The 23,516-nt window shown below is 71.9% G+C and carries 22 protein-coding genes; 20 read left to right on the top strand and 2 right to left on the bottom strand.

Annotation, left to right across the window (positions count from 1 at the left end; translation table 11 throughout):
- The first annotated feature begins 3 nt into the window (after window positions 1-3).
- The 6 genes from ACMTAK_RS11490 to nusB all read left to right on the top strand — a co-directional run bounded on the left by ACMTAK_RS11490 (window position 4) and on the right by nusB (window position 5,216).
- The gene (locus ACMTAK_RS11490) at window positions 4-486 is read left to right on the top strand and encodes a shikimate kinase (protein ID WP_413812859.1); all 483 of its coding nucleotides are present in this window, start codon (window positions 4-6) and stop codon (window positions 484-486) included.
- Window positions 483-1,640 carry a 3-dehydroquinate synthase gene (gene aroB / locus ACMTAK_RS11485; RefSeq protein ID WP_413806120.1) on the top strand — a complete coding sequence of 386 codons (1,158 nt, stop codon included), beginning with the start codon at window positions 483-485 and terminating at the stop codon, window positions 1,638-1,640. Before ACMTAK_RS11490 ends, aroB begins: the two co-directional genes overlap by 4 nt.
- Window positions 1,641-1,921: 281 nt before the next feature.
- Entirely contained in the window at window positions 1,922-2,791 is an 870-nt protein-coding gene (locus tag ACMTAK_RS11480) for a Pro-rich N-terminal domain-containing protein (protein WP_413806119.1), read from the top strand.
- A gap of 223 nt (window positions 2,792-3,014) precedes the next feature.
- Entirely contained in the window at window positions 3,015-4,133 is a 1,119-nt protein-coding gene (locus ACMTAK_RS11475) for an aminopeptidase P family protein (protein WP_413806118.1), read from the top strand.
- A gap of 64 nt (window positions 4,134-4,197) precedes the next feature.
- The gene (efp, locus tag ACMTAK_RS11470) at window positions 4,198-4,764 is read left to right on the top strand and encodes an elongation factor P (RefSeq protein ID WP_037951647.1); all 567 of its coding nucleotides are present in this window, start codon (window positions 4,198-4,200) and stop codon (window positions 4,762-4,764) included.
- Between the two features lie 2 nt (window positions 4,765-4,766).
- Window positions 4,767-5,216, top strand: coding sequence for a transcription antitermination factor NusB (nusB, locus tag ACMTAK_RS11465; protein WP_413806117.1), 450 nt, complete (start codon window positions 4,767-4,769; stop codon window positions 5,214-5,216).
- A gap of 103 nt (window positions 5,217-5,319) precedes the next feature.
- Here nusB and bldD read toward each other — a convergent pair whose 3' ends face one another.
- Window positions 5,320-5,820 (bottom strand): transcriptional regulator BldD, encoded by a 501-nt coding sequence (bldD, locus tag ACMTAK_RS11460; protein ID WP_014056259.1) that lies wholly within the window; start codon window positions 5,818-5,820, stop codon window positions 5,320-5,322.
- 222 nt (window positions 5,821-6,042) lie between these two features.
- Here bldD and pyrR point away from each other — a divergent pair, with 222 nt between their 5' ends.
- From pyrR to ACMTAK_RS11390, 14 genes are all read left to right on the top strand, one after another.
- The gene (gene pyrR / locus ACMTAK_RS11455; RefSeq protein ID WP_137980357.1) at window positions 6,043-6,624 is read left to right on the top strand and encodes a bifunctional pyr operon transcriptional regulator/uracil phosphoribosyltransferase PyrR; all 582 of its coding nucleotides are present in this window, start codon (window positions 6,043-6,045) and stop codon (window positions 6,622-6,624) included.
- A 139-nt stretch (window positions 6,625-6,763) separates the two neighbouring features.
- Window positions 6,764-7,744: an aspartate carbamoyltransferase catalytic subunit gene (locus tag ACMTAK_RS11450; protein WP_413806116.1), complete on the top strand. Its 981-nt coding sequence runs from the start codon at window positions 6,764-6,766 to the stop codon at window positions 7,742-7,744.
- Between the two features lie 2 nt (window positions 7,745-7,746).
- Window positions 7,747-9,042, top strand: coding sequence for a dihydroorotase (locus ACMTAK_RS11445; RefSeq protein ID WP_413806115.1), 1,296 nt, complete (start codon window positions 7,747-7,749; stop codon window positions 9,040-9,042).
- Window positions 9,039-9,635 (top strand): PH-like domain-containing protein, encoded by a 597-nt coding sequence (locus ACMTAK_RS11440; RefSeq protein ID WP_413806114.1) that lies wholly within the window; start codon window positions 9,039-9,041, stop codon window positions 9,633-9,635. Before ACMTAK_RS11445 ends, ACMTAK_RS11440 begins: the two co-directional genes overlap by 4 nt.
- Window positions 9,632-10,771, top strand: a complete 1,140-nt coding sequence (gene carA, locus ACMTAK_RS11435; protein WP_413806113.1) for a glutamine-hydrolyzing carbamoyl-phosphate synthase small subunit — start codon at window positions 9,632-9,634, stop codon at window positions 10,769-10,771. The genes ACMTAK_RS11440 and carA overlap by 4 nt, the downstream gene beginning before the upstream one ends.
- Window positions 10,764-14,075 carry a carbamoyl-phosphate synthase large subunit gene (gene carB / locus ACMTAK_RS11430; RefSeq protein ID WP_413806112.1) on the top strand — a complete coding sequence of 1,104 codons (3,312 nt, stop codon included), beginning with the start codon at window positions 10,764-10,766 and terminating at the stop codon, window positions 14,073-14,075. Before carA ends, carB begins: the two co-directional genes overlap by 8 nt.
- 90 nt (window positions 14,076-14,165) lie before the next feature.
- Window positions 14,166-15,266, top strand: coding sequence for a quinone-dependent dihydroorotate dehydrogenase (locus tag ACMTAK_RS11425; protein ID WP_413806111.1), 1,101 nt, complete (start codon window positions 14,166-14,168; stop codon window positions 15,264-15,266).
- Window positions 15,267-15,446: 180 nt separating this feature from the next.
- Entirely contained in the window at window positions 15,447-16,310 is an 864-nt protein-coding gene (gene pyrF, locus ACMTAK_RS11420) for an orotidine-5'-phosphate decarboxylase (protein WP_413806110.1), read from the top strand.
- Between the two features lie 203 nt (window positions 16,311-16,513).
- Entirely contained in the window at window positions 16,514-16,837 is a 324-nt protein-coding gene (locus ACMTAK_RS11415; RefSeq protein ID WP_009713618.1) for an integration host factor, read from the top strand.
- A gap of 48 nt (window positions 16,838-16,885) precedes the next feature.
- Window positions 16,886-17,452, top strand: coding sequence for a guanylate kinase (gmk, locus tag ACMTAK_RS11410; RefSeq protein ID WP_413806109.1), 567 nt, complete (start codon window positions 16,886-16,888; stop codon window positions 17,450-17,452).
- Window positions 17,453-17,510: 58 nt separating this feature from the next.
- Window positions 17,511-17,771, top strand: a complete 261-nt coding sequence (gene rpoZ, locus ACMTAK_RS11405) for a DNA-directed RNA polymerase subunit omega (protein WP_020867048.1) — start codon at window positions 17,511-17,513, stop codon at window positions 17,769-17,771.
- A gap of 139 nt (window positions 17,772-17,910) precedes the next feature.
- Window positions 17,911-19,119, top strand: a complete 1,209-nt coding sequence (gene coaBC / locus ACMTAK_RS11400) for a bifunctional phosphopantothenoylcysteine decarboxylase/phosphopantothenate--cysteine ligase CoaBC (RefSeq protein ID WP_413806108.1) — start codon at window positions 17,911-17,913, stop codon at window positions 19,117-19,119.
- 277 nt (window positions 19,120-19,396) lie between these two features.
- The gene (metK, locus tag ACMTAK_RS11395) at window positions 19,397-20,605 is read left to right on the top strand and encodes a methionine adenosyltransferase (protein ID WP_413806107.1); all 1,209 of its coding nucleotides are present in this window, start codon (window positions 19,397-19,399) and stop codon (window positions 20,603-20,605) included.
- A 104-nt stretch (window positions 20,606-20,709) separates the two neighbouring features.
- Window positions 20,710-22,875 (top strand): primosomal protein N', encoded by a 2,166-nt coding sequence (locus ACMTAK_RS11390; protein ID WP_413806106.1) that lies wholly within the window; start codon window positions 20,710-20,712, stop codon window positions 22,873-22,875.
- 46 nt (window positions 22,876-22,921) lie between these two features.
- Here ACMTAK_RS11390 and ACMTAK_RS11385 read toward each other — a convergent pair whose 3' ends face one another.
- Window positions 22,922-23,437: a hypothetical protein gene (locus tag ACMTAK_RS11385; protein WP_413806105.1), complete on the bottom strand. Its 516-nt coding sequence runs from the start codon at window positions 23,435-23,437 to the stop codon at window positions 22,922-22,924.
- Window positions 23,438-23,516 lie beyond the last annotated feature (79 nt).

Genomic DNA, 23,516 nt, shown 5'->3' with positions numbered 1-23,516 from the left:
CCCATGGGGGTCGGGAAGACCACCGTCGGGCAGGCGCTCGCGGAGCGGCTCGGCACCACCTTCCGCGACACCGACACCGACATCGTCGCGACGGCGGGCAAGGAGATCTCGGAGATCTTCATCGACGAGGGCGAGCCGCGCTTCCGCGAGCTGGAGCGGCAGGCGGTGCGGACCGCCGTCGCCGAGCACCGGGGCGTGCTCGCGCTGGGCGGCGGCGCCGTCCTCGACGAGGGCACCCGGGCGCTGCTCACCGGCCTCCCCGTCGTCTTCCTGGAGATGGGCGTCGCCGAGGCCGTCAAGCGCACCGGTCTTGACGCCCCGCGCCCGCTGCTCGCGGTCAATCCGCGCCAGCGCTGGCGCGAGCTGATGGAGCAGCGCCGCCCGCTGTACACCGAGGTCGCCCGCGCCGTGGTGTCGACCGAGGACCGCACCCCCGAGGCCGTCGCCGAGGCCGTCCTGGACGTACTGGAGCTGAAGAACGCATGACACCCCCTGTGGCCGATACCCCCACGCGCGTCCAGGTCGGAGGCACCGCGGGCACCGCGCCGTACGAGGTGCTGATCGGCCGGCAGCTGCTCGGCGAGCTTCCCGGGCTGCTCGGCACAGCTGCCCGCCCGTCTCCCACCACCACCCTCAAGGGAGGCGCTCCGCGCCGCGGCCATGTCCAACGCGTCGCCGTCCTGCACCCCGAGGCGCTGGCCGAGACCGGTGAGGCGATCCGCCAGGACCTCGCCGATCAGGGGTACGACGCCATCGCGATCCAGCTGCCCAACGCGGAGGAGGCCAAGACCGCCGAGGTCGCCGCGTACTGCTGGAAGGCGCTCGGCCAGACCGGCTTCACCCGCACCGATGTGATCGTCGGCGTCGGCGGCGGCGCGACCACCGACCTCGCCGGATTCGTCGCCGCCACCTGGCTGCGCGGAGTGCGCTGGATCGCCGTCCCCACGACCGTGCTCGGCATGGTCGACGCCGCCGTCGGCGGCAAGACCGGGATCAACACGGCCGAGGGCAAGAACCTCGTCGGCGCCTTCCACCCCCCGGCCGGGGTGCTGTGCGATCTGGCCGCGCTGGACTCGCTGCCGGTCAACGACTACGTCAGCGGGCTCGCCGAGGTCATCAAGGCGGGCTTCATCGCCGACCCGGAGATCCTGGAGCTGATCGAGCGGGACCCGGTCGCCGCCCGTACGCCCGCCGGTCCGCACACCGCCGAGCTCATCGAGCGTTCCATCCGGGTCAAGGCCGAGGTCGTCTCCAGCGACCTCAAGGAGTCCGGGCTGCGGGAGATCCTCAACTACGGGCATACGCTCGCCCACGCCATCGAGAAGAACGAACGCTACAACTGGCGCCATGGCGCGGCCGTCTCCGTGGGCATGGTCTTCGCCGCCGAGCTGGGCCGTCTGGCGGGCCGTCTGGACGACGCCACGGCCGACCGGCACCGTACCGTCCTGGAGGCAGTCGGCCTACCGCTCACCTACCGCGGCGACCAGTGGCCCAAGCTGCTGGAGACCATGAAGGTCGACAAGAAGTCCCGCGGTGACCTGCTGCGTTTCATCGTCCTGGACGGCATCGCCAAGCCCACCGTGCTGGAGGGCCCGGACCCGGCGGTGCTGCTCGCGGCGTACGCCGAGGTCTCCGGCTGACCCGGGCGGTAACCGACTTCCCGCGTCACAACTCTGTCATCGCCTTCGAACGCCCGCGGCCCCGCCGCGGGCGTTCGAACAGCCCCCGAGCCCTCGCGGTTGCGGCCCTTGAGGGACGAAATGCCTGGCTGGCGAGGGGCGGCGGGGACACAGCGGGTTCGCGGTCCGTTCACACAGCGGAGCCTTGGGCAGGTACCGTTCGGTAGGAACGGCCTCACCGCCGTATCAGCACCTGACAGTTGTCGGACGAGAACTCCCTGTACGAGACGGAGTGCCACCGGATGCAGCATGCGGGAGCTCCGCTGCCACCGCCCCACCGGCCGGGGCCGGTTCCCGGGTCGCAGGGCGCGGGATGGGCCCAGGGCGCGAGTGCGAGCCATCACCCGGGACCTCACCCCAATCCCCCCGCGCCTCCCGCGGCCGGGCACCCGGTACCGCCCGCGCAGCATCCGGTGTCCCCTCCGCCGGCCCCGCCCGCGCCCCCCGGGGCGCCGCTGGAGACGGTGAACACCACCGGCCATGTCCAGCTGCCGCCCGGCGGCCCGGTGCCGCTGCCGCACCCCCCGTCGGACCCGTCGCTCGCCGATGTCTCGCAGGCGGCGGTGGCGGTGCTGCTGATCGGACCGGCCGGGGCGGGCAAGACCACGGTCGCGCGCTACTGGGCCGACCGCCGCCGGGTGCCGACCGCGCACATCAGCCTGGACGATGTGCGGGAGTGGGTCCGGTCCGGCTTCGCCAACCCCCAGTCGGGGTGGAACGAGCACTCCGAGGCGCAGTATCGTCTCGCCCGCCGCACCTGCGGCTTCGCCGCCCGTAACTTCCTGGCCAACGGGATCTCCTGCATCCTCGACGACGCCGTCTTCCCCGACCGCCCGGTCGTCGGCCTCGGCGGCTGGAAGCGCCATGTGGGCCCCGGGCTGCTGCCGGTGGTGGTCCTTCCGGGCCTGGAGATCGTCCTGGAGCGGAACGCGGCCCGCAGCGGTAACCGCCGCCTCAGCGACGAGGAGGTGGCACGGATCCACGGCCGGATGGCGGGGTGGTACGGCTCGGGGCTGCCCATCATCGACAACTCCACGTACGACGTGGAGACCACGGCCCGCATGCTCGACGAGGTCGTCACCCGCTCCATCGCGAGCCCCCCGAGCTGGTAGCCCCCGGCCTCCTTTTTCGAGGCTCGGTTCTCCCCCGGCTACCGCTGGGAGGTGCCCCTGTCGACGGTCGACGTGCTCGGTCGCCCACGCGGCGGAGCCGCATGCCGGTCGCTGCCCTCGCTCCCCGCGCGCGACTCCCTTTCGACGGCGACGCGCCCCTTCGGCTCACTCGCCGGAGCCACTGGGGAAGCCGTGGCCCCCGAGTCTGCGTACGCTCGGGGACATGTCCGAGGTGTACGCGGCCCGACGTGCCCGTCTGCACGATCAGTGCACCGCGGCCGGGAGCGCGGCGGCGCTGGTGTCCCGGCCCGCCAATGTGCGCTATCTGTGCGGCGTCGTGCCGCCCGGGGCCGTGCTGCTGCTCGGCCCCGTCCAGGACGTGCTGGTGGCCACCGAGGTCCCGTCCGCGCCCCCGCTCTCCTCGGGCTCGGGCCCGCCGCGTTCCGACGAGCCGCGGCTGCTGGTGGTGCCCGGCGCGGACGGCGATCCGGCCGTGGCAGCCGCCGATCTGGCCGCGGCGGACGGCGCCGAGTCGCTGGCCGTCGAGGAGCACGATCTGACCGTCGCCCGCCATCGGGCGCTCGGCGCCGCCGCCCCCCGCGTCCGCCTCGCCGATCTGGGCCGTGCCGTCGAGCAGTTGCGGCTCATCAAGGACGGCGAGGAGATCTCCCGTATGCGGATCGCCGGAGAGCTCGCCGACCAGGCGCTCGGTGAGTTGCTGGAGTCGATCCTGGTGGGCCGCACCGAGCGGCATCTGGCGCTGGAGCTGGAGCGCCGGCTGGTGGACCACGGCGCGGACGGCCCGGCCTTCCCCACCGTGGTCGCGGCGGGGCCCAACGCCGGGCGCCCCGGCCATCTGCCCACCGACCGGAGGGTCGAGGAGGGCGATTTCCTCACCATCTGCCTCGGCGCCGACTACCGCGGCTACCGCTGCCAGGTGGGCCGTACCTTCGTCATCGGTCCCTCGCCCGCGGACTGGCAGGTCGAGCTGTACGACGCCGTCTTCGCCGCTCAGCGGGCCGGGCGGGAGGCGCTGTTGCCGGGCCGGGCGTACCGGGACGTGGACCGGGTGACCCGTCAGGTGCTGACCGCCGCGGGCTTCGGGGACGGGCTGGAACCGTGCACCGGACACGGTGTGGGCCTGGAAATCGACGAGGACCCTCGGCTCACACCGTCCGCCATGGGTAAACTGGACGCTTGTGTGCCGGTCACCGTCGAGCCGGGGGTCCACCTCCCGGGCCGGGGCGGTGTCCGGATCGATGACACGCTCGTCGTCCGCCCCGAGGCGGACGGCGGACCCGAGCTACTCACCATCACGACCAAAGAGCTGCTCGCGCTCTAGCGGAACCGGGCGCGCCGGCGGCTCTCTGGTCTCCGCCAGCTGCAGTCCAGGAGATCCCGCAACCGTGGCATCCACGAACGACCTCAAGAACGGCATGGTGCTCAAGCTCGACGGCGGCCAGCTGTGGTCCGTAGTCGAGTTCCAGCACGTCAAGCCCGGCAAGGGCCCCGCTTTCGTGCGCACCAAGCTCAAGAACGTGCTGTCCGGCAAGGTGGTCGACAAGACCTTCAACGCCGGTGTGAAGGTCGAGACGGCCAATGTCGACAAGCGCGGCATGCAGTTCTCGTACAAGGACGGCGAGAGCTTTGTGTTCATGGACATGGACACCTTCGACCAGATCTACATCACCCCCGAGGTCGTCGGCGACAACGCCCGCTACCTGCTCGAGGGCTTCGAGGCCGTCGTGGCGATGTACGAGGGCAACCCGCTGTACGTCGAGCTGCCCGCCGCCGTCGAGCTGGTGATCGAGTACACCGAGCCGGGCGTCCAGGGTGACCGCTCCACCGGTGGCACCAAGCCCGCCAAGCTGGAGACCGGCTACGAGATCGGTGTGCCGCTGTTCATCACCACCGGTGAGAAGATCAAGGTCGACACCCGCTCCGGTGAGTACCTCGGTCGGGTGAACAACTAACCGTGGCTGCCCGCAACAAGGCCCGTAAGCGCGCCTTCCAGATCCTCTTCGAGGCCGATCAGCGCGGCAGCGCCGTGCAGACCGTGCTCGCGGACTGGATCCGGCTCGCCCGGACCGACGACCGGCAGCCGCCGGTCAGCGAATACACGATGCAGCTCGTCGAGGGATATGCCCAGCACATCGACCGGATCGACGAGCTGATCGCCACCTACGCGGTGGGCTGGACGCTGGACCGGATGCCGGTCGTGGACCGGAACATCCTGCGGCTGGGCGCGTATGAGCTGGTGTGGGAGGACGCGACCCCGGACGCGGTGGTGATCGACGAGGCGGTGCAGCTCGCCAAGGAGTTCTCCACCGATGACTCGCCGGCCTTTGTCAACGGCCTGCTGGGCCGCATCAAGGAGCTGAAGCCGAGTCTGCGTCGCGAGCAGGAGCCCCGGCACCAGGCATAGCCGCGCTCATCACACGACAAAGCCGCCGGGGGCGGTGGAGGACCCAGAAGGGCTCCACTGCCCCCGGCGGCACGTTTCTGCTGGTGAACAGGGGAAGCGGGACTCAGACGTCTTCATGCTGGACCGCGCGGCGGGCGTCGGCGCCCAGCACGCCCCAGCTGATCAGCTGTTCGGTCAGCACGGACGGCGACTGGTCATAGATGACGGCGAGGGTGCGCAGATCGTCCTGACGGATCGAGAGCACCTTGCCGTTGTAGTCACCGCGCTGGCTCTGGATCGTCGCGGCGTACCGCTGAAGCGGGCCCGCCTTCTCGACCGGCACATGGGCCAGTCGCTCCAGGTCCAGTACCAGCTTCGGCGGCGGCTCGGCGGCCCCGGCCGGGCTCGTGCCCGGAAGCAATTCCTGCACCGGGACGCCGTAGAAGTCGGCCAGCTCGGCGAGACGCTGCACGGTCACGGCGCGGTCGCCGCGCTCGTACGATCCCACCACCACGGCCTTCCAGCGGCCCTGGGACTTCTCCTCGACACCGTGGAGGGAGAGGCCCTGCTGGGTGCGGATGGCGCGGAGCTTGGCCCCGAGCTGTTTGGCGTATTCGCTGGACATAAAGCTCCCCGGACGCTGTATCGACGTGCGGCTGTGCCGCGCGGCTGGTCACTCACTGTGAGGTTACGCAGCGTAATTTCCATTCGTCAAGCCGAATGGAGCGGAGGGGCTCCGGCCAGGGGTGTTGACGGGGCCGGTCCTCACCCCTGCTAGTGTGAATGGCGCAAATCCGACCGTCCTTTAAGGTCCGTCCCGTGAGGCGGAGAAGGAGGTCCGTTTCGTATGGACGCACACACCTCGGACGCCGCGCGCTCGGTGCTGGAAGCACCGGATATCGCGCGCGTTCTCACCCGCATCGCCCACGAGATCGTCGAGCGCGCCAAAGGCGCCGATGACGTGGTGCTGCTCGGCATTCCCACCCGTGGTGTCTTTCTCGCCCGGCGGCTGGCCGCCCGGCTCGAAGAGATCACCGGCAAGCCCGGCCGGATCCCGGTCGGCTCGCTCGACATCACGATGTACCGCGACGACCTGAGGCTGCGCCCGGCCCGCGCGCTCGCCCGCACCGAGATCCCCGACGACGGCATCGACGGCCGCCTCGTGGTCCTCGTGGACGATGTGCTCTTCTCCGGCCGCACCATCCGCGCCGCACTCGACGCCCTCGGCGACATCGGGCGGCCGCGCGCGGTCCAGCTCGCGGTCCTCGTCGACCGCGGCCACCGGGAACTGCCGATCCGCGCCGACTACGTCGGCAAGAACCTCCCCACGTCGCTGCGGGAGACGGTCAAGGTCCAGCTCACCGAGGAGGACGGCCGCGACAGCGTGCTCCTCGGCCTGCGCGGGACCACCCCAGCGGACGGGAAGTAGCGCCTCTCACCGACGGCGAGTGCCGCCCCGGCGACCGAAGGGGAACCCGCCCGACGGACCACCGGTGCCGCCACGTCACCGGTCCCCGCGCCTGCCCGCCCGCACGCCCGCACACCTCCTTCACCCACGGAGCAACCGGATGAAGCGCCACCTCATCTCGGCCGCCGATCTCTCGCGCGACGACGCCGTCCTGATCCTCGACACCGCCGAGGAACTGGCCCGGCTCGCCGACCGGCCGATCAAGAAACTGCCGACCCTGCGCGGCCGTACCGTCGTCAACCTCTTCTTCGAGGACTCCACCCGCACCCGCATCTCCTTCGAGGCGGCCGCCAAGCGGCTGTCCGCCGACGTGATCAACTTCTCCGCCAAGGGGTCCTCGGTCTCCAAGGGCGAGTCCCTGAAGGACACCGCGCTCACCCTGGAGGCGATGGGCGCCGACGCCGTGGTGATCCGCCACCACGCCTCCGGCGCCCCGCACCGGCTGGCCACCTCCGGCTGGATCAAAGGCGCCGTGGTGAACGCGGGTGACGGCACCCATGAGCACCCCACCCAGGCGCTGCTCGACGCGTTCACCATGCGCCGCCGGCTGGCCTCCGGGGCGTCCGGCGTGGGCCAGGACCTGTCCGGCCGCCGGATCACCATCGTCGGCGACGTCCTGCACAGCCGGGTGGCCCGCTCCAACGTCCATCTGCTGTCCACCCTGGGCGCCGAGGTCACCCTGGTCGCCCCGCCGACGCTGGTCCCCTTCGGCGTGGAGAGCTGGCCCTGCGAGGTCTCCTACGACCTGGACGCGGTGGTCGGCAAGACCGACGCCGTGATGATGCTGCGCGTCCAGCGCGAGCGCATGAACGCCGCGTTCTTCCCCACCGAGCGCGAGTACGCCCGCCGCTACGGCCTGGACGGCGACCGGATGGCGCGGATGCCGGAGCACGCCATCGTGATGCACCCCGGCCCCATGAACCGCGGCATGGAGATCACCGCGGATGTCGCGGACTCCGACCGCTGCACCGCCGTCGAGCAGGTCGCCAACGGCGTCTCGATCCGCATGGCCGTCCTGTATCTGCTGCTCGGCGGGAACGAGTCCGCCGTCGCCGCCGCCCGCACCGAGGAGAGCAAGTGACCATGAGCGACACCCACAAGACGCTGCTGCGCGGGGCGAAGCCGCTCGGCGGTGAGCCGCGCGACGTGCTGATCGAGGGCGAGCGTATCGCCGCGGTCGGCACGGGGCTTGACGCGGACGGCGCCACCGTGATCGACGCCACCGGGCAGATCCTGCTGCCGGGCCTGGTCGACCTCCACACCCATCTGCGCGAGCCCGGCCGGGAGGACTCCGAGACGGTCCTCACCGGCACCCGGGCCGCCGCCATCGGCGGCTTCACCGCCGTCCACGCCATGGCCAACACCTTCCCCGTGGCCGACACCGCGGGCGTCGTCGAGCAGGTGTGGCGGCTGGGCAAGGAGTCCGGCTACTGCGACGTCCAGCCCATCGGGGCGGTGACCGTGGGCCTGGAGGGCAAGAAGCTCGCCGAGCTGGGCGCGATGCACGACTCCGCCGCCGGGGTGCGGGTCTTCTCCGACGACGGCAAGTGCGTGGACGACGCGGTGATCATGCGCCGGGCGCTGGAGTATGTGAAGGCGTTCGACGGCGTCATCGCCCAGCACGCCCAGGAGCCCCGCCTCACCGAGGGCGCCCAGATGAACGAGGGCGTCGTCTCCGCCGAGCTGGGTCTGGGCGGCTGGCCGGCCGTCGCCGAGGAGTCGATCATCGCCCGCGACGTACTGCTCGCCGCGCACGTCGGCTCCCGGGTGCACATCTGCCATCTGTCCACCGCGGGCTCGGTCGAGATCGTCCGCTGGGCCAAGTCCAAGGGCTGGAACGTCACCGCCGAGGTCACCCCGCACCACCTGCTGCTGACCGACGAGCTCGTACGCTCCTACGACCCCGTCTACAAGGTGAACCCGCCGCTGCGCACCGAGGCCGATGTGATGGCGCTGCGTGAGGCGCTCGCCGACGGCACCATCGACTGTGTGGCCACCGACCACGCACCGCATCCGCACGAGGACAAGGACTGCGAGTGGGGCGCGGCGGCCATGGGCATGGTGGGCCTGGAGACGGCGCTGTCCGTGGTCCAGCACACCATGGTGGACACCGGGCTGCTGGACTGGACGGGCGTCGCCGACCGGATGTCGGCGCGACCCTCGGCCATCGGCCGCCTGACCGGCCACGGCCGTCCCATCGCCGCCGGGGAGCCCGCCAACCTCACCCTGCTCGACTCGGCTTACCGTGGTGTGGTGAACCCCGCGGGCTTCGCCTCCCGCAGCCGCAACACCCCCTACGAGGGCCGCGAACTGCCGGGCCGCGTGACGTACACCTTCCTGCGGGGCCGGGCGACGGTTGTGGACGGGAAGCTGGCGTGACGACTCCGAGTCATCCGGTGGCGGGCCTCGCGGGATTCGCGGGCCTCGCGGCCGAGCAGAAATCGCAGGACGTGACGGAGTGGGCCGCCCGCATCGGCTGGGTCGTCGGGCTGCTGCTGGTCATCGCGCTGGTCTACTGGCTGATGCACGAGGGCTGGAAGTGGCGCGGCACCCTCCAGGGCGACCTCCCCGAGCTGCCCGCGGCCCCCGATGAGCCCGGTGCGGCCAGGCTGACGCTCACCGGCCGCTACCACGGCTCCACCACCGCCGGGCAGTGGCTGGACCGGATCGTCGCCCATGGCCTCGGCACCCGAAGCAGGGTTGAGCTCACCCTCACCGACCAGGGCGTGAGCGTCGTACGGCCGGGCGCGCAGGACTTCTTCATCCCCGCCGCCGAGCTGCGCGGCGCCCGGCTCGACAAGGGCATCGCGGGCAAGGTCCTCGCCGAGGGCGGGCTGCTGCTGATCACCTGGAGCCACGGTGACCGGCTGATCGACTCCGGTTTCCGCTCCGACCACGCGGCCGAGCACCCGGCCTGGGTCGAGGCCCTGGCCGTCAAGAACACCGAGCACAACCAGGAAGGCGCACGATGACCACCTCCAACAGGGGGGCCACGAGCCCCGCAGTCCTCGTCCTGGAGGACGGCCGCACCTTCCGCGGCCGGGCCTACGGGGCCGTGGGGGAGACCTTCGGCGAGGCCGTGTTCTCCACCGGGATGACCGGCTACCAGGAGACCCTGACCGACCCCTCCTACCACCGCCAGGTCGTCGTGATGACCGCCCCGCACATCGGGAACACCGGCGTCAACGACGAGGACCCGGAGTCGAAGCGGATCTGGGTCTCCGGCTACGTCGTGCGCGACCCGGCCCGTACGCCCTCCAACTGGCGCTCCCGCCGCTCGCTCGACGAGGAGCTCAGCGACCAGGGCGTCGTCGGCATCAGCGGGATCGACACCCGCGCCCTCACCCGCCATCTGCGCGAGCGCGGCGCCATGCGCGTGGGCATCTTCTCCGGTGGCGCGCTCGCCGACGAGGCCGCGCTGCTGGCGAAGGTGCGGGAAGCCCCCCAGATGAAGGGCGCCGACCTCAGCGGCGAGGTGGCCACCGAGGAGGCTTACGTCGTCCCGGCGATCGGGACCAGGAAGTTCACCGTCGCCGCCATCGACCTGGGCATCAAGGGCATGACCCCGCAGCGGATGGCCGAGCGCGGCATCGAGGTGCACATCCTGCCCGCGACCGCCACCGCCGAGGACGTCTACGCGGTGAACCCGGACGGGGTCTTCTTCTCCAACGGCCCCGGCGACCCGGCCACCGCCGACCACCCCGTCTCCCTGATGCGGGCCGTGCTGGAGCGCTCCACGCCGCTGTTCGGCATCTGCTTCGGCAACCAGATCCTCGGCCGCGCGCTCGGCTTCGGCACCTTCAAGCTGAAGTACGGCCACCGCGGGATCAACCAGCCGGTGCAGGACCGCACCACCGGCAAGGTGGAGGTCACCGCCCACAACCACGGCTTCGCCGTGGACGCCCCGCTCGACGCGCCGTCCGACACCCCCTTCGGCCGCGCCGAGGTCTCCCACGTCTGCCTCAACGACAACGTGGTCGAGGGGCTGCGGCTGCTCGACCGCCCCGCGTTCAGCGTCCAGTACCACCCCGAAGCCGCCGCCGGTCCGCATGACGCCGCGTACCTTTTCGACCGCTTCGTGTCCCTGATGGAGGGCCAGCGTGCCTAAGCGCACCGACATCCAGTCCGTTCTGGTCATCGGCTCCGGCCCGATCGTCATCGGCCAGGCCGCCGAGTTCGACTACTCCGGCACCCAGGCGTGCCGGGTGCTGAGGGCCGAGGGCCTGCGGGTCATCCTGGTCAACTCCAACCCGGCCACGATCATGACCGACCCGGAGATCGCCGACGCCACCTATGTCGAGCCGATCACCCCGGAGTACGTCGAGAAGATCATCGCCAAGGAGCGCCCCGACGCGCTGCTGCCCACCCTCGGCGGCCAGACCGCGCTCAACACCGCCATCTCGCTGCACGAGGCGGGCACCCTCGAGGAGTACGGCGTCGAGCTGATCGGCGCCAATGTCCAGGCGATCCACAAGGGTGAGGACCGCGACCAGTTCAAGGAGGTCGTCGAGGCCGTCCAGGCCAGGATCGGCCACGGTGAGTCCGCCCGCTCGGTCATCTGCCACTCCATGGACGACGTCCTCGCGGGCGTCGAGGAGCTCGGTGGCTATCCCGTCGTGGTCCGCCCCTCCTTCACCATGGGCGGCGCGGGCTCCGGCTTCGCCCACGACGAGGACGAGCTGCGCCGTATCGCCGGACAGGGCCTGGCCCTCTCGCCGACCACCGAGGTGCTCCTGGAGGAGTCCATCCTCGGCTGGAAGGAGTACGAGCTGGAGCTGATGCGCGACCGCAACGACAATGTGGTGGTCGTCTGCTCCATCGAGAACTTCGACCCCATGGGCGTGCACACCGGTGACTCGATCACCGTCGCCCCGGCGATGACGCTCACCGACCGCGAGTACCAGATCCTGCGGGACATCGGCATCGCCGTCATCCGCGAGGTCGGCGTCGACACCGGCGGCTGCAACATCCAGTTCGCGGTCAACCCCGAGGACGGCCGGGTCATCGTCATCGAGATGAACCCGCGCGTCTCCCGCTCCTCGGCGCTCGCCTCGAAGGCCACCGGCTTCCCCATCGCCAAGATCGCCGCGAAGCTGGCCGTCGGCTACACCCTGGACGAGATCCCCAACGACATCACCCAGGAGACCCCGGCGTCCTTCGAGCCCACGCTCGACTACGTCGTGGTCAAGGTGCCGCGCTTCGCCTTCGAGAAGTTCCCGGCCGCCGACGCCCGGCTCACCACCACCATGAAGTCGGTCGGCGAGGCCATGGCCATCGGCCGCAACTTCACCGAGGCGCTCCAGAAGGCGCTGCGCTCGCTGGAGAAGAAGGGCAGCCAGTTCGACTTCACCGGGGAGCCCGGGAGCAAGGCCGAGCTGCTCCAGGCGGCCGTGGTCCCCACCGACGGCCGGATCAACACCGTGATGCAGGCCATCCGCGCCGGGGCCACCCCGCAGGAGGTCTTCGACGCCACGAAGATCGACCCCTGGTTCGTCGACCAGCTGTTCCTGATCAAGGAGGTCGCGGACGAGATCGCCGCCGCCTCCAAGCTCGGCCCCGAGCTGCTCGCCGAGGCCAAGCGGCACGGCTTCTCCGACGCCCAGATCGCCGGGATCCGCTCGCTGCGTGAGGACGTGGTCCGCGAGGTGCGGCACGCGCTGGGCATCCGGCCCGTCTACAAGACGGTCGACACCTGCGCCGCCGAGTTCGCCGCCCGGACCCCGTACTTCTACTCCTCCTACGACGAGGAGTCCGAGGTCGCCCCGCGCGAGACCCCCGCGGTGATCATCCTCGGCTCGGGCCCCAACCGCATCGGCCAGGGCATCGAGTTCGACTACTCCTGCGTCCACGCCTCCTTCGCGCTGCATGACGCGGGCTACGAGACCGTCATGGTCAACTGCAACCCGGAGACCGTCTCCACCGACTACGACACCTCCGACCGGCTCTACTTCGAGCCGCTCACCCTGGAGGACGTGCTGGAGATCGTCCACGCGGAAGCGCAGGCGGGCCCGGTGGCCGGGGTGATCGTCCAGCTCGGCGGCCAGACCCCGCTGGGCCTGGCCCAGGCGCTCAAGGACAACGGCGTGCCGATCGTCGGCACCTCGCCCGAGGCGATCAACCTCGCCGAGGAGCGCGGCGCCTTCGGCCGGGTACTCACCGAGGCCGGGCTGCCCGCGCCCAAGTACGGCACCGCCTTCTCCTTCGAGCAGGCCAAGGGCATCGCCGCCGAGATCGGCTACCCGGTCATGGTGCGCCCCTCCTACGTGCTCGGCGGCCGCGGCATGGAGATCGTCTACGACGAGCCCTCGCTCGCCGCGTACCTGGAGCGGCACGCCGGGCTGATCTCCGAGCACCCGGTGCTGATCGACCGCTTCCTCGACGACGCCATAGAAATCGACGTGGACGCGCTCTACGACGGCGCTGAGCTCTACCTCGGCGGCGTCATGGAGCACATCGAGGAGGCCGGGATCCACTCCGGCGACTCGGCCTGCGCTCTGCCCCCGATCACCCTCGGTGGCTTCGACATCAAGCGGCTGCGCGCCTCGACCGAGGCCATCGCGCGCGGGGTCGGCGTCCGCGGGCTGATCAACATCCAGTTCGCGATGGCCGGGGACATCCTCTATGTGCTGGAGGCCAACCCGCGCGCCTCCCGTACCGTGCCCTTCACCTCCAAGGCCACCGCCGTCCCCCTGGCCAAGGCCGCGGCCCGGATCTCGCTGGGCGCCACCATCGCCGAACTGCGCGCCGAGGGGCTGCTGCCCTCCAGCGGCGACGGCGGCACGCTGCCGATGGACGCGCCGATCTCCGTCAAGGAGGCCGTGATGCCCTGGAGCCGGTTCCGGGACGCCTCCGGGCGAGGGGTGGACACCATCCTCGGCCCGGAGATGCGCTCCACCGGCGAGGTCATGGGCATCGACTCGGTCTTCGGCGCGGCCTATGCCAAGTCGCAGGCCGGGGCGTACGGCGCGCTGCCGACCAAGGGGCGCGCGTTCGTCTCCGTCGCCAACCGTGACAAGCGCTCGATGATCTTCCCGGCCCGGGAGCTGGTCGGCCTCGGCTTCGAGCTGCTGGCCACCTCGGGCACCGCGGAGGTGCTCAAGCGCAACGGGATCAACGCGACCGTGGTGCGCAAGCACAGCGAGGGCGAGGGTCCGGACGGCGAGAAGACCATCGTCCAGCTCATCCATGAGGGCGAGGTCGACCTGATCGTCAACACCCCGTACGGCACCGGCGGCCGGCTCGACGGCTATGACATCCGTACGGCGTCCGTCGCCCGCGGCGTTCCGTGCCTGACCACCGTCCAGGCGCTCGCGGCCGCCGTCCAGGGCATCGAGGCGCTGGGCCGGGGCGCGGTCGGCGTCCGGTCGCTCCAGGAACACGCGGAACATCTGACCGCCGCCCGCGAGGAGTGAGGCGAGAGAGGGGGACACCGGCCGGTGTCCCCCTCTTCATGAGCCCGCCCTGCTTCCTCAGCCCCTCGCCCACTCCGCAGAAAGCCCCTCATGTACGCGCTCCTCTTCAACCTGATCTTCCGGCGCATGGACCCGGAGAAGGCCCATCACCTGGCCTTCTCCTGGATCCGTCTGACCGCCCGCGTCCCCGTCCTGCGGACCTTCGCCGCCGCCGTCCTCGCCCCCCGCCACAAGGCGCTGCGCACCGAGGCGCTGGGCCTGCGGATGCACGGGCCCTTCGGGCTCGCCGCCGGATTCGACAAGAACGCCGCCGCGATCGACGGCATGGCCATGCTGGGCTTCGACCATGTCGAGATCGGCACGGTCACCGCCCAGCCGCAGCCCGGCAACCCCAAGCGGCGGCTCTTCCGGCTGGTCGCCGACCGCGCCCTGATCAACCGGATGGGCTTCAACAACGAGGGCTCGGCGGCGGTCGCGGCCCGCCTCGCGGCCCGGCGCCCGGCCTTCCGCACGACGGTCGGCGTCAACATCGGCAAGACGAAGGTCGTCCCGGAGGCGGAGGCCGTCGCCGACTATGTGACGTCCACCGAGCGGCTCGCCGCCCACGCCGACTACCTCGTCGTCAACGTCTCCTCGCCCAATACCCCCGGACTGCGGAATCTCCAGGCCGTGGACCACCTGCGGCCGCTGCTGACCGCGGTCCGCGAGGCCGCGGACCGCACGGTCACCGGCCGAAAGGTGCCACTTCTGGTCAAAATCGCGCCGGATCTCGCCGACGAGGACGTGGACGCGGTCGCCGATCTGGCGGTCGAGCTCGGCCTGGACGGCATCATCGCGACGAACACCACCATCGCGCGCGACGGCCTCGGTCTCACCTCCCCCGCCCGGCTCACCGCCGAGACCGGCGGCCTGTCCGGCGCGCCCCTGAAGGCGCGCTCCCTGGAGGTGCTGCGCCGCCTGTACGCCCGGGTGGGGGACCGGCTGACCCTGGTCGGGGTCGGCGGGATCGAGACGGCGGACGACGCCTGGGAGCGCATCCTCGCGGGGGCGACGCTGGTGCAGGGCTACAGCGCGTTCATCTACCGCGGGCCGTTCTGGACCCGCGAGATCCACCGCGGCCTCGCCGCCCGGCTCGCAGCATCCCCGTACGACACCCTGGCCGACGCGGTCGGGGCCGAAGCCGCCGCCTAGCCGCTGGGGCTCCGCTCCCCGCCGGGGCTCCGCCCCGGACCCCGCTCCGCAAACTCCCCCAGCTACCGCTGGGAGGTGCCCCCTGAGGGGCCGGGATCGGGGCATCACCGCCCGGCCCCCGGCGTGCCGGAGGGGCTGAGGGCGCGCCCGGAAGGCCTGGAACTTCTTGAGGAGAGACCCATGACGACCCCTACTCCCACCCCCTTCGGCACCCGCCTGCGCGCCGCCATGGACGCCCGCGGTCCGCTCTGCGTCGGCATCGACCCGCACGCCTCCCTGCTCGCCGACTGGGGCCTGGGGGACGATGTGGCCGGTCTTGAGCGGTTCACCCGGACCGTCGTGGACGCCCTCGCCGGGCGGGTGGCCGTCCTCAAGCCGCAGTCGGCCTTCTTCGAGCGGTTCGGCTCCCGCGGCATCGCGGTGCTGGAGCGGGCCGTCGCCGACGCCCGCGCCGCCGGGGCGCTGGTGCTGATGGACGTCAAGCGCGGCGACATCGGCTCGACCATGGCCGCGTACGCCTCCGCCTATCTGGATCCGGCGGGCCCGCTCTTCTCGGACGCGGTCACCGTCAGCCCCTACCTCGGCTTCGGCTCGCTGCGCCCGGCGCTGGACGCGGCGCGGGCGGCGGGGGCGGGCGTCTTCGCGCTGGCGCTGACGTCCAACCCGGAGGGCGCCGAGGTGCAGCACGCGGTACGGCCCGACGGGACGACCGTGGCGGCCTCCGTGCTGACCGCGCTCAAGGCCGAGAACGCCGCCGAGGCCGCTGAGGGCCGCCTCGGCTCGTACGGGGCCGTCGTCGGGGCCACGCTCGGCGGCACCGCGCACCGGCTGGGCGCCGATCTGGCGATCGGCGGGCCGCTGCTGGCCCCCGGCATCGGGGCCCAGGGCGCGACCCCCGCCGATCTTCCGTCGGTCTTCGGCGCGGCGGTGCGAAATGTTCTTCCGAGCGTCAGCCGGGGGGTGCTCCGGCATGGTCCGGACGCCGCGTCGCTGGTCGCGGCGGCCTCCCGAATGGCTGATGAAGTGCGCACCGTGGCCGAATAACCCGGCTACTTTGTCCGCAAATGTCCAAGTCGAGCGAGTCTGACCAGGACTTTTCGTCTGTTCTCGCTGACTGGAGCGGGATCGGCCGCTAGTCTCCGACGAGAGCGAACGCGCGCTGCGTTGCGCGTTGCTCCCCAGGTGAGGGGCGACTAGGTTCCTCACCGGTCCATATCCGACAGTTCGACATCCGAGGTGACGTAGGCGTGGCTCTTCCGCCCCTTACCCCTGAACAGCGCGCAGCCGCGCTAGAAAAGGCCGCCGCGGCTCGCCGGGAGCGCGCCGAGGTCAAGAATCGACTCAAGCACTCCGGCGCCTCCCTGCACGAGGTCATCAAGCAGGGCCAGGAGAACGATGTCATCGGCAAGATGAAGGTGTCCGCTCTCCTCGAGTCCCTGCCCGGCGTCGGCAAGGTCCGCGCCAAGCAGATCATGGAGCGGCTCGGCATCTCCGAGAGCCGTCGTGTGCGGGGTCTGGGCTCCAACCAGATCGCGTCGCTCGAGCGTGAGTTCGGCGGCGCCGCCGGCTGACCCGGCCCGGCGTTTCCAGGCACCCCCGGGAACCTGGATAATCGCTCCATGGCAGCACACTCCGCACGACCGCGACTGACCGTGCTCTCCGGCCCCTCCGGGGTCGGCAAGAGCACGGTCGTCGCCCATATGCGCAAGGAACACCCCGAGGTCTGGCTCTCGGTCTCCGCCACTACCCGGCGACCGCGCCCCGGGGAGCGGGACGGCGTCCACTACTTCTTCGTGGACGACGGGGAGTTCGACAAGCTCATAGCCAATGGTGAGCTGCTGGAGTGGGCCGAATTCGCGGGCAATCGCTACGGCACCCCGCGCGAGGCGGTCATGGACCGCCTCGCAGCCGGCGAGCCGGTGCTGCTGGAGATCGATCTGCAGGGCGCCCGGCAGATCCGCGAGTCCATGCCGGAGGCGCGGCTGGTCTTCCTCGCTCCGCCGAGCTGGGAGGAGCTGGTGCGCCGGCTCACCGGCCGGGGCACCGAGGCGCCCGAGGTGATCGAGCGGCGGCTGGAGGCCGCGCGGACCGAGCTGGCCGCCGAGCCAGAGTTCGATACGACCTTGGTCAATACCTCCGTCGAGGACGTGGCGAATGAGCTGCTAGCCTTGATGCGAGTGGCTTGATCTTCGATTCACTCTTGCCATCAGGCGAAATAAGGAAGGCTAGAGAGTGTCCTCTCCCATGACCGCGCCCGAGGGGATCATCAACCCTCCGATTGATGAGCTGCTCGAGGCCACCGACTCCAAGTACAGCCTGGTGATCTACGCTGCCAAGCGCGCGCGTCAGATCAACGCGTACTACTCCCAGCTCGGTGAGGGCCTGCTCGAGTACGTCGGCCCCCTCGTGGACACCCACGTCCACGAGAAGCCCCTCTCGATCGCGCTCCGTGAGATCAACGCGGGCCTGCTGACCTCGGAGGCCATCGAGGGCCCCGCCCAGTAGGTTCCGGATCGCTTGAACCACCGGCCCGGCAGTGATGCCGGGCCCGTGGTGTGTCATGGGTACGTGAGCCGACCCGGCGTACCGTGACTGGACGTAACGCCCGATGCGGCATGCGACGTACCCGGTGGGGAGAGCAGCGATGGACAAGCCCGAGGTGGTCCTGGGCGTCAGTGGCGGGATCGCCGCCTACAAGGCGTGCGAGCTGCTGCGCCGCCTCACCGAGTCCGGCCATGACGTACGCGTCGTGCCGACCGCCTCGGCGCTGCACTTCGTCGGCGAGGCGACGTGGTCGGCGCTGTCCGGGCATCCGGCGACGACCGAGGTCTGGGAGTCCGTCCACGAGGTGCCCCACGTCCGCATCGGCCAGTCCGCCGCTCTGGTCGTGATCGCCCCCGCCACCGCCGATCTGCTCGCCAAGGCGGCCCACGGCCTGGCGGACGACCTGCTCACCAATACGCTGCTCACCGCGCGCTGTCCGGTCGTCTTCGCACCCGCGATGCACACCGAGATGTGGGAGCACCCGGCCACCCAGGAGAACGTGGCGACGCTGCGCCGCCGCGGCGCCGTCGTCATCGAGCCCGCCGTGGGTCGGCTCACCGGCGTGGACACCGGCAAGGGGCGGCTGCCGGACCCCGGAGAGATCTTCGAGGTCTGCCGCCGGGTGCTGGCCCGCGGCGGCGAGGCGCTCACCGCCGATCTGGCCGGCCGCCATGTCGTGGTCAGCGCCGGAGGCACCCGCGAGCCGCTGGACCCGGTGCGCTTCCTCGGCAACCGCTCCACCGGCCGCCAGGGGTACGCCCTGGCCCGCGCCGCCGTCGCCCGGGGCGCGCGGGTGACGCTCGTCTCGGCCAACAGCGAGCTGCCCGACCCGGCCGGCGCCGACGTGGTGCGCGCGGGCACCGCGGCACAGCTGCGGGAGGCCGTCCTCAAGGCCGCCGCGGACGCCGACGCCGTGGTCATGGCCGCCGCCGTCGCCGATTTCCGCCCCGCGCGGTACGCCGAGGGGAAGATCAAGAAGCGCGAGGGCCAGGAGCCCGAGCCGCTCGCCCTGGTACGGAATCCGGACATCCTCGCCGAGATCTCCGCGGAGCGCGCCCGCCCCGGCCAGATCGTGGTCGGCTTCGCCGCCGAGACCGACGACGTGCTCGCCAACGGCCGCGCGAAGCTGGTCCGGAAGGGCTGCGATCTGCTGGTGGTGAACGAGGTCGGGGAGCACAAGACCTTCGGCGCCGAGACCAACGAAGCCGTGGTGCTCGGCGCCGACGGCACCGAGACGCCCGTGCCGTACGGCCCCAAGGGCGCGCTCGCCGACACCGTCTGGGACCTGGTGGCCCGCCGCCTGGGCTGAGCGCGGATCCGAGGCTCGCCGGGGCTTCCTCCACGGGCTCGACAGGGGCGGGACGCGGTCGATCGGGCTCATGACACATTCCTGCCACGGCGAGGTGGGGCTGTATTTCGGCCTGAGGCAAGGTATGTTCCCGGTCACGGGCCTGCCCGTTCTGTGGGACGGGGATGCTTGACCGGTGGACGTGCCGGATAAACTGGCCCAGGAACCGCATCGGGCGCAGCTCCCGCGCGGTCCCGACCATGATCAGCCAGCAGCCGCTGCAACCCCAGGGAGCGATGTGTCCCGCCGCCTGTTCACCTCGGAATCTGTCACCGAGGGTCACCCCGACAAGATCGCTGACCAGATCAGCGACACCATTCTCGACGCCCTTCTGCGGGAGGACCCGACCTCCCGGGTCGCCGTCGAGACCTTGATCACCACCGGCCTGGTGCACGTGGCCGGCGAGGTGACGACCAAGGCGTACGCCGATATCGCGACGCTCGTGCGGAACAAGGTCCTCGAGATCGGCTACGACTCGTCGAAGAAGGGCTTCGACGGCGCCTCCTGCGGCGTCTCGGTGTCGATCGGCTCACAGTCCCCGGACATCGCCCAGGGTGTGGACTCCGCCTACGAGCTCCGGGTCGAGGGCGACGAGGACGAGCTGGACAAGCAGGGCGCGGGCGACCAGGGCCTGATGTTCGGGTACGCCTGCGACGAGACGCCCGAGCTGATGCCGCTGCCGATCAACCTGGCGCACCGGCTCTCCCGCCGGCTGTCCGACGTCCGAAAGAACGGGACCATCCCCTACCTGCGCCCGGACGGCAAGACCCAGGTCACCATCGAGTACGACGGCCACAAGGCGGTCCGCCTGGACACCGTCGTCGTCTCCTCGCAGCACGCCTCCGACATCGACCTGGACTCGCTGCTGGCGCCCGACATCCGGGAATTCGTGGTCGAGCACGTGCTGAACGAGCTGGTCGAGGACGGCATCAAGATCGACACCGAGGGCTACCGCCTGCTGGTCAACCCCACCGGCCGCTTCGAGATCGGCGGCCCGATGGGCGACGCCGGCCTCACCGGCCGCAAGATCATCATCGACACCTACGGCGGCATGTCCCGCCACGGCGGCGGCGCCTTCTCCGGCAAGGACCCCTCCAAGGTCGACCGCTCCGCCGCCTACGCCATGCGCTGGGTCGCCAAGAACGTGGTGGCCGCCGGCCTCGCCCAGCGCTGCGAGGTGCAGGTCGCGTACGCGATCGGCAAGGCCGAGCCGGTCGGCCTCTTCGTCGAGACCTTCGGCACCGCGGCGGTCGACGCCGAGAAGATCGAGAAGGCCATCTCCGAGGTCTTCGACCTCCGCCCGGCCGCGATCATCCGCGACCTCGACCTGCTCCGCCCGATCTACGCCCAGACCGCGGCATACGGCCACTTCGGCCGTGAGCACTCCGACTTCACCTGGGAGCGCACCGACCGCGTCGACGCCCTCCGCGCGGCGGCGGGCCTGTAACCCCCGGCTCGATTCCCGGATCCAGACGAAGGCCCCGGACGCCCCTGGCGGCGTCCGGGTCTTCGCATGCGTTCCTGTCCGTGCGGTCTGCTAAGACTTGATCTGTGAGCAGGGACGACGAGCGGTCGAGGGATCCGGCGGAGGTGCCGGAGGGGGAGCAGCTCGCGCTCATTCGGGAGACGGTGCGCAAGGCCAAGGTGCCCAAGGCCAAACCGCGGACCTGGCGGGGGGCGGCGCTGGCCGCGGAGCGGCCGGTGGCGCGGGTGTTGGTCGACAAGGGGCCGGTTCACCTCGACAAGCTGTGGGACTACGCGGTGCCGGCCGAGATGGACGCCGAGGCCCGGCCCGGGGTGCGGGTGCGGGTGCGGTTCGGGGCCGGGGCGGGGAAGGTGCGCGAGGGGCGCCGCGAGGGGGGCGGGCTGCTCGACGGGTACATCATCGAGCGCGTCGCCGAGTCCGACTACCGGGGCCCGCTGGCCGCCCTCGCGCAGGTGGTCTCCACGGAGCAGGTGCTGGGGCCGGGGCTGCTGGCGCTGTGCCGGGCGGTCGCCGACCGGTACGCCGGGTCGCTCGCCGATGTGCTCCAGCTGGCCCTGCCCAAGCGCAACGCCCGTGCCGAGGGCGAGCCGTCACCGCCGCCGCTGCCCCCGCCGGAGCCGCCCGCGCCCGGTAGCTGGGCGCGCTATCCGGCCGGGCCCGGGTTCCTGGAGGCGCTGGTGCGCGGCGACCGGCCGCGTGCCGTATGGACCGCGCTGCCAGGGCCGCACTGGCCCCGGGAGTGGGCCACCGCCGTGGCCGCCACGCTCGCGTCCGGGCGCGGGGCGCTCGTCGTCGTGCCCGATGGGCGGACCGCAGAGCGGGTGGACGCCGCGCTCACGGAGGTGCTCGGCGGCCCGGGGCGGCATGTGCTGCTCACCGCCGACCTCGGGCCCGAGGAGCGCTACCGCCGCTGGCTGGCGGTCAGCCGGGGCTCGGTGCGGGCGGTGGTGGGCACCCGGGCGGCGATGTTCGCACCGGTCCGGGACCTCGGGCTGGTGGGGATCTGGGACGACGGGGACCGCAGCCACAGCGACGACCGGCTGCCGCAGCCGCACGCCCGCGATGTGCTGCTGCTGCGCGCCGTCCATGAGAAGACCGGCTTTCTGCTGGGCGACCTCGGCCGCACCGTCGAGGCCGCCCAGCTGGTGGAGAACGGCTGGGCCCGGCCGCTGGAGGCCGACCGCGAGCGGGTCCGGGCGGCCGCCCCCCTGATCCGTACGGTCGACGAGGGCGAGGTGGCCCGGGACGCGGAGGCCCGCGCCGCCCGGCTGCCCACGCTCGCCTGGCAGACCGTACGGGAGGCGCTGACCCGGGGCCCGGTGCTGGTGCAGGTGCCGCGCCGGGGCTATGTGCCGAAGCTGGCTTGTGAGCGCTGCCGGGAGCCCGCGCGCTGTGCGCACTGCTCGGGCCCCCTGGAGGCGCGGGACGCGGACCATCTGGTGTGTGGATGGTGCGGGCGGGACGAGCCCGCCTGGCACTGCCGCGAATGCGGGGGCGTCCGGCTGCGGGCGTCCATCGTCGGCGCCCGGCGCACCGCCGAGGAGCTGGGCCGCGCCTTTCCGTCCGTGCCCGTCCGCACATCGGGCCGTGACCATGTGCTGACGTCCGTCCCCGACCGTCCGGCGCTCGTCGTGAGCACACCGGGCGCCGAGCCGGTCGCGGAGGGCGGCTACGCCGCGGCGCTGCTGCTCGACGGCTGGGCCCTGCTCGGCCGCCCCGATCTGCGCGCGGGCGAGGACGCGCTGCGCCACTGGCTGGAGGCGGCCTCCCTGGTCCGTGGCCATGGGGAGGAGGGCGACGACGGCGGGGGCGGCACGGTGGTGATCATGGCCGAGCCGACGCTGCGCCCCGTCCAGGCGCTGGTGCGCTGGGACCCGGCCGGTTATGCGGCGCGCGAGCTGGCCGAGCGGTCCGATCTGGGCTTTCCACCGATCTCCCGGATGGCGGCCGTGACCGGCCCGGCGGAGGCGGTGGCCGAGCTGATCGCCTCGACCCGACTCCCCGAGGGGGCCGAGACCCTGGGCCCGGTCCCGCTGCCCCCGCCGCCTCCCGGCCGCCCGCGCCGCCCCGGAGACCCGCCCGCGGGCGAGGTCTGGGAGCGCGCCCTGCTACGGGTCCGCCCCGGCCAGGGCAGCGCCCTCGCGGCGGCCCTCAAGGAAGCGAAGGCCCGCCGCCTGGCCCGGGGGGACAGGGACCCCGCGGTGCGGGTGGATCCCCTGGACATCGGCTGAGCCCGGTGGGGGCACCTCCCGGCGGTAGCCGGGGGAGAACCGAGCTTCAGACGGACGGCCGGGGACTGGGGAAAGCGCTCGGGCGGGGGTCCTCGCGGAGGGCCGGGGTCGACTGCGGGGGGACCGTGCGGGCGGCGGGCACCGAGGGCAGGGGAGCGGGCTCGGCCGGGCGGCCCGTGGACGGTTCGCCACCCTCGGTCGCGCTCTGCGCCGCGGCCCGGCGGGCGCCGTAACGGCGGTGCACCGCCTGCTTGGTGACGCCGAGTGCCGAGCCCACCGCGTCCCAGGAGAAGCCGAGTGAGCGGTCGAAGTCGACCGCGGCCGTGACCAGGGTCTCTACGCTGTCCCGCAGTTCCTGGGCGAGCCGCACGGTGGGGGCCGGGGCGCGTCCGTAGACCACGAAACCGGTGGACGGGCCGGTGCGACGGGGGCGGTAGACATTGCCGAGCTGGGCGGTGAGCGTGCGCAGCGCGTCCACCTGGCGGCGGACCCGCTCGATGTCCCGGACCAGGAGGTGCAGGCTGGCCCGTGCCTGGGCGTCATGAGTTGCGTGGTCGGCCATGAACAAGCCTCTCGAACCGGCGTTGACGAGGGATAGGGGATGAGTTGGGGGAGTTGGGGGAAGGGCTGGGGCTGGATCG

The organism is Streptomyces lacaronensis (genome assembly GCF_047337785.1).
GTDB lineage: Bacteria > Actinomycetota > Actinomycetes > Streptomycetales > Streptomycetaceae > Streptomyces > Streptomyces lycopersici.
The sequence above is the reverse complement of the archived record's forward strand: the minus strand, read 5'-3'. Positions and strand labels throughout refer to the sequence as shown.

Bases quoted from the DNA above. Each gene is read 5' to 3' on its own strand.
- ACMTAK_RS11490 (WP_413812859.1), top strand. From the start codon at position 4: ATGGGGGTCGGGAAGACCACCGTCGGGCAGGCGCTCGCGGAGCGGCTC.
- aroB (WP_413806120.1), top strand. From the start codon at position 483: ATGACACCCCCTGTGGCCGATACCCCCACGCGCGTCCAGGTCGGAGGC.
- ACMTAK_RS11480 (WP_413806119.1), top strand. From the start codon at position 1,922: ATGCAGCATGCGGGAGCTCCGCTGCCACCGCCCCACCGGCCGGGGCCG.
- ACMTAK_RS11475 (WP_413806118.1), top strand. From the start codon at position 3,015: ATGTCCGAGGTGTACGCGGCCCGACGTGCCCGTCTGCACGATCAGTGC.
- bldD (WP_014056259.1), bottom strand. From the start codon at position 5,820: ATGTCCAGCGAATACGCCAAACAGCTCGGGGCCAAGCTCCGCGCCATC.
- pyrR (WP_137980357.1), top strand. From the start codon at position 6,043: ATGGACGCACACACCTCGGACGCCGCGCGCTCGGTGCTGGAAGCACCG.
- ACMTAK_RS11450 (WP_413806116.1), top strand. From the start codon at position 6,764: ATGAAGCGCCACCTCATCTCGGCCGCCGATCTCTCGCGCGACGACGCC.
- ACMTAK_RS11445 (WP_413806115.1), top strand. From the start codon at position 7,747: ATGAGCGACACCCACAAGACGCTGCTGCGCGGGGCGAAGCCGCTCGGC.
- carA (WP_413806113.1), top strand. From the start codon at position 9,632: ATGACCACCTCCAACAGGGGGGCCACGAGCCCCGCAGTCCTCGTCCTG.
- ACMTAK_RS11425 (WP_413806111.1), top strand. From the start codon at position 14,166: ATGTACGCGCTCCTCTTCAACCTGATCTTCCGGCGCATGGACCCGGAG.
- pyrF (WP_413806110.1), top strand. From the start codon at position 15,447: ATGACGACCCCTACTCCCACCCCCTTCGGCACCCGCCTGCGCGCCGCC.
- gmk (WP_413806109.1), top strand. From the start codon at position 16,886: ATGGCAGCACACTCCGCACGACCGCGACTGACCGTGCTCTCCGGCCCC.
- rpoZ (WP_020867048.1), top strand. From the start codon at position 17,511: ATGACCGCGCCCGAGGGGATCATCAACCCTCCGATTGATGAGCTGCTC.
- coaBC (WP_413806108.1), top strand. From the start codon at position 17,911: ATGGACAAGCCCGAGGTGGTCCTGGGCGTCAGTGGCGGGATCGCCGCC.
- ACMTAK_RS11385 (WP_413806105.1), bottom strand. From the start codon at position 23,437: ATGGCCGACCACGCAACTCATGACGCCCAGGCACGGGCCAGCCTGCAC.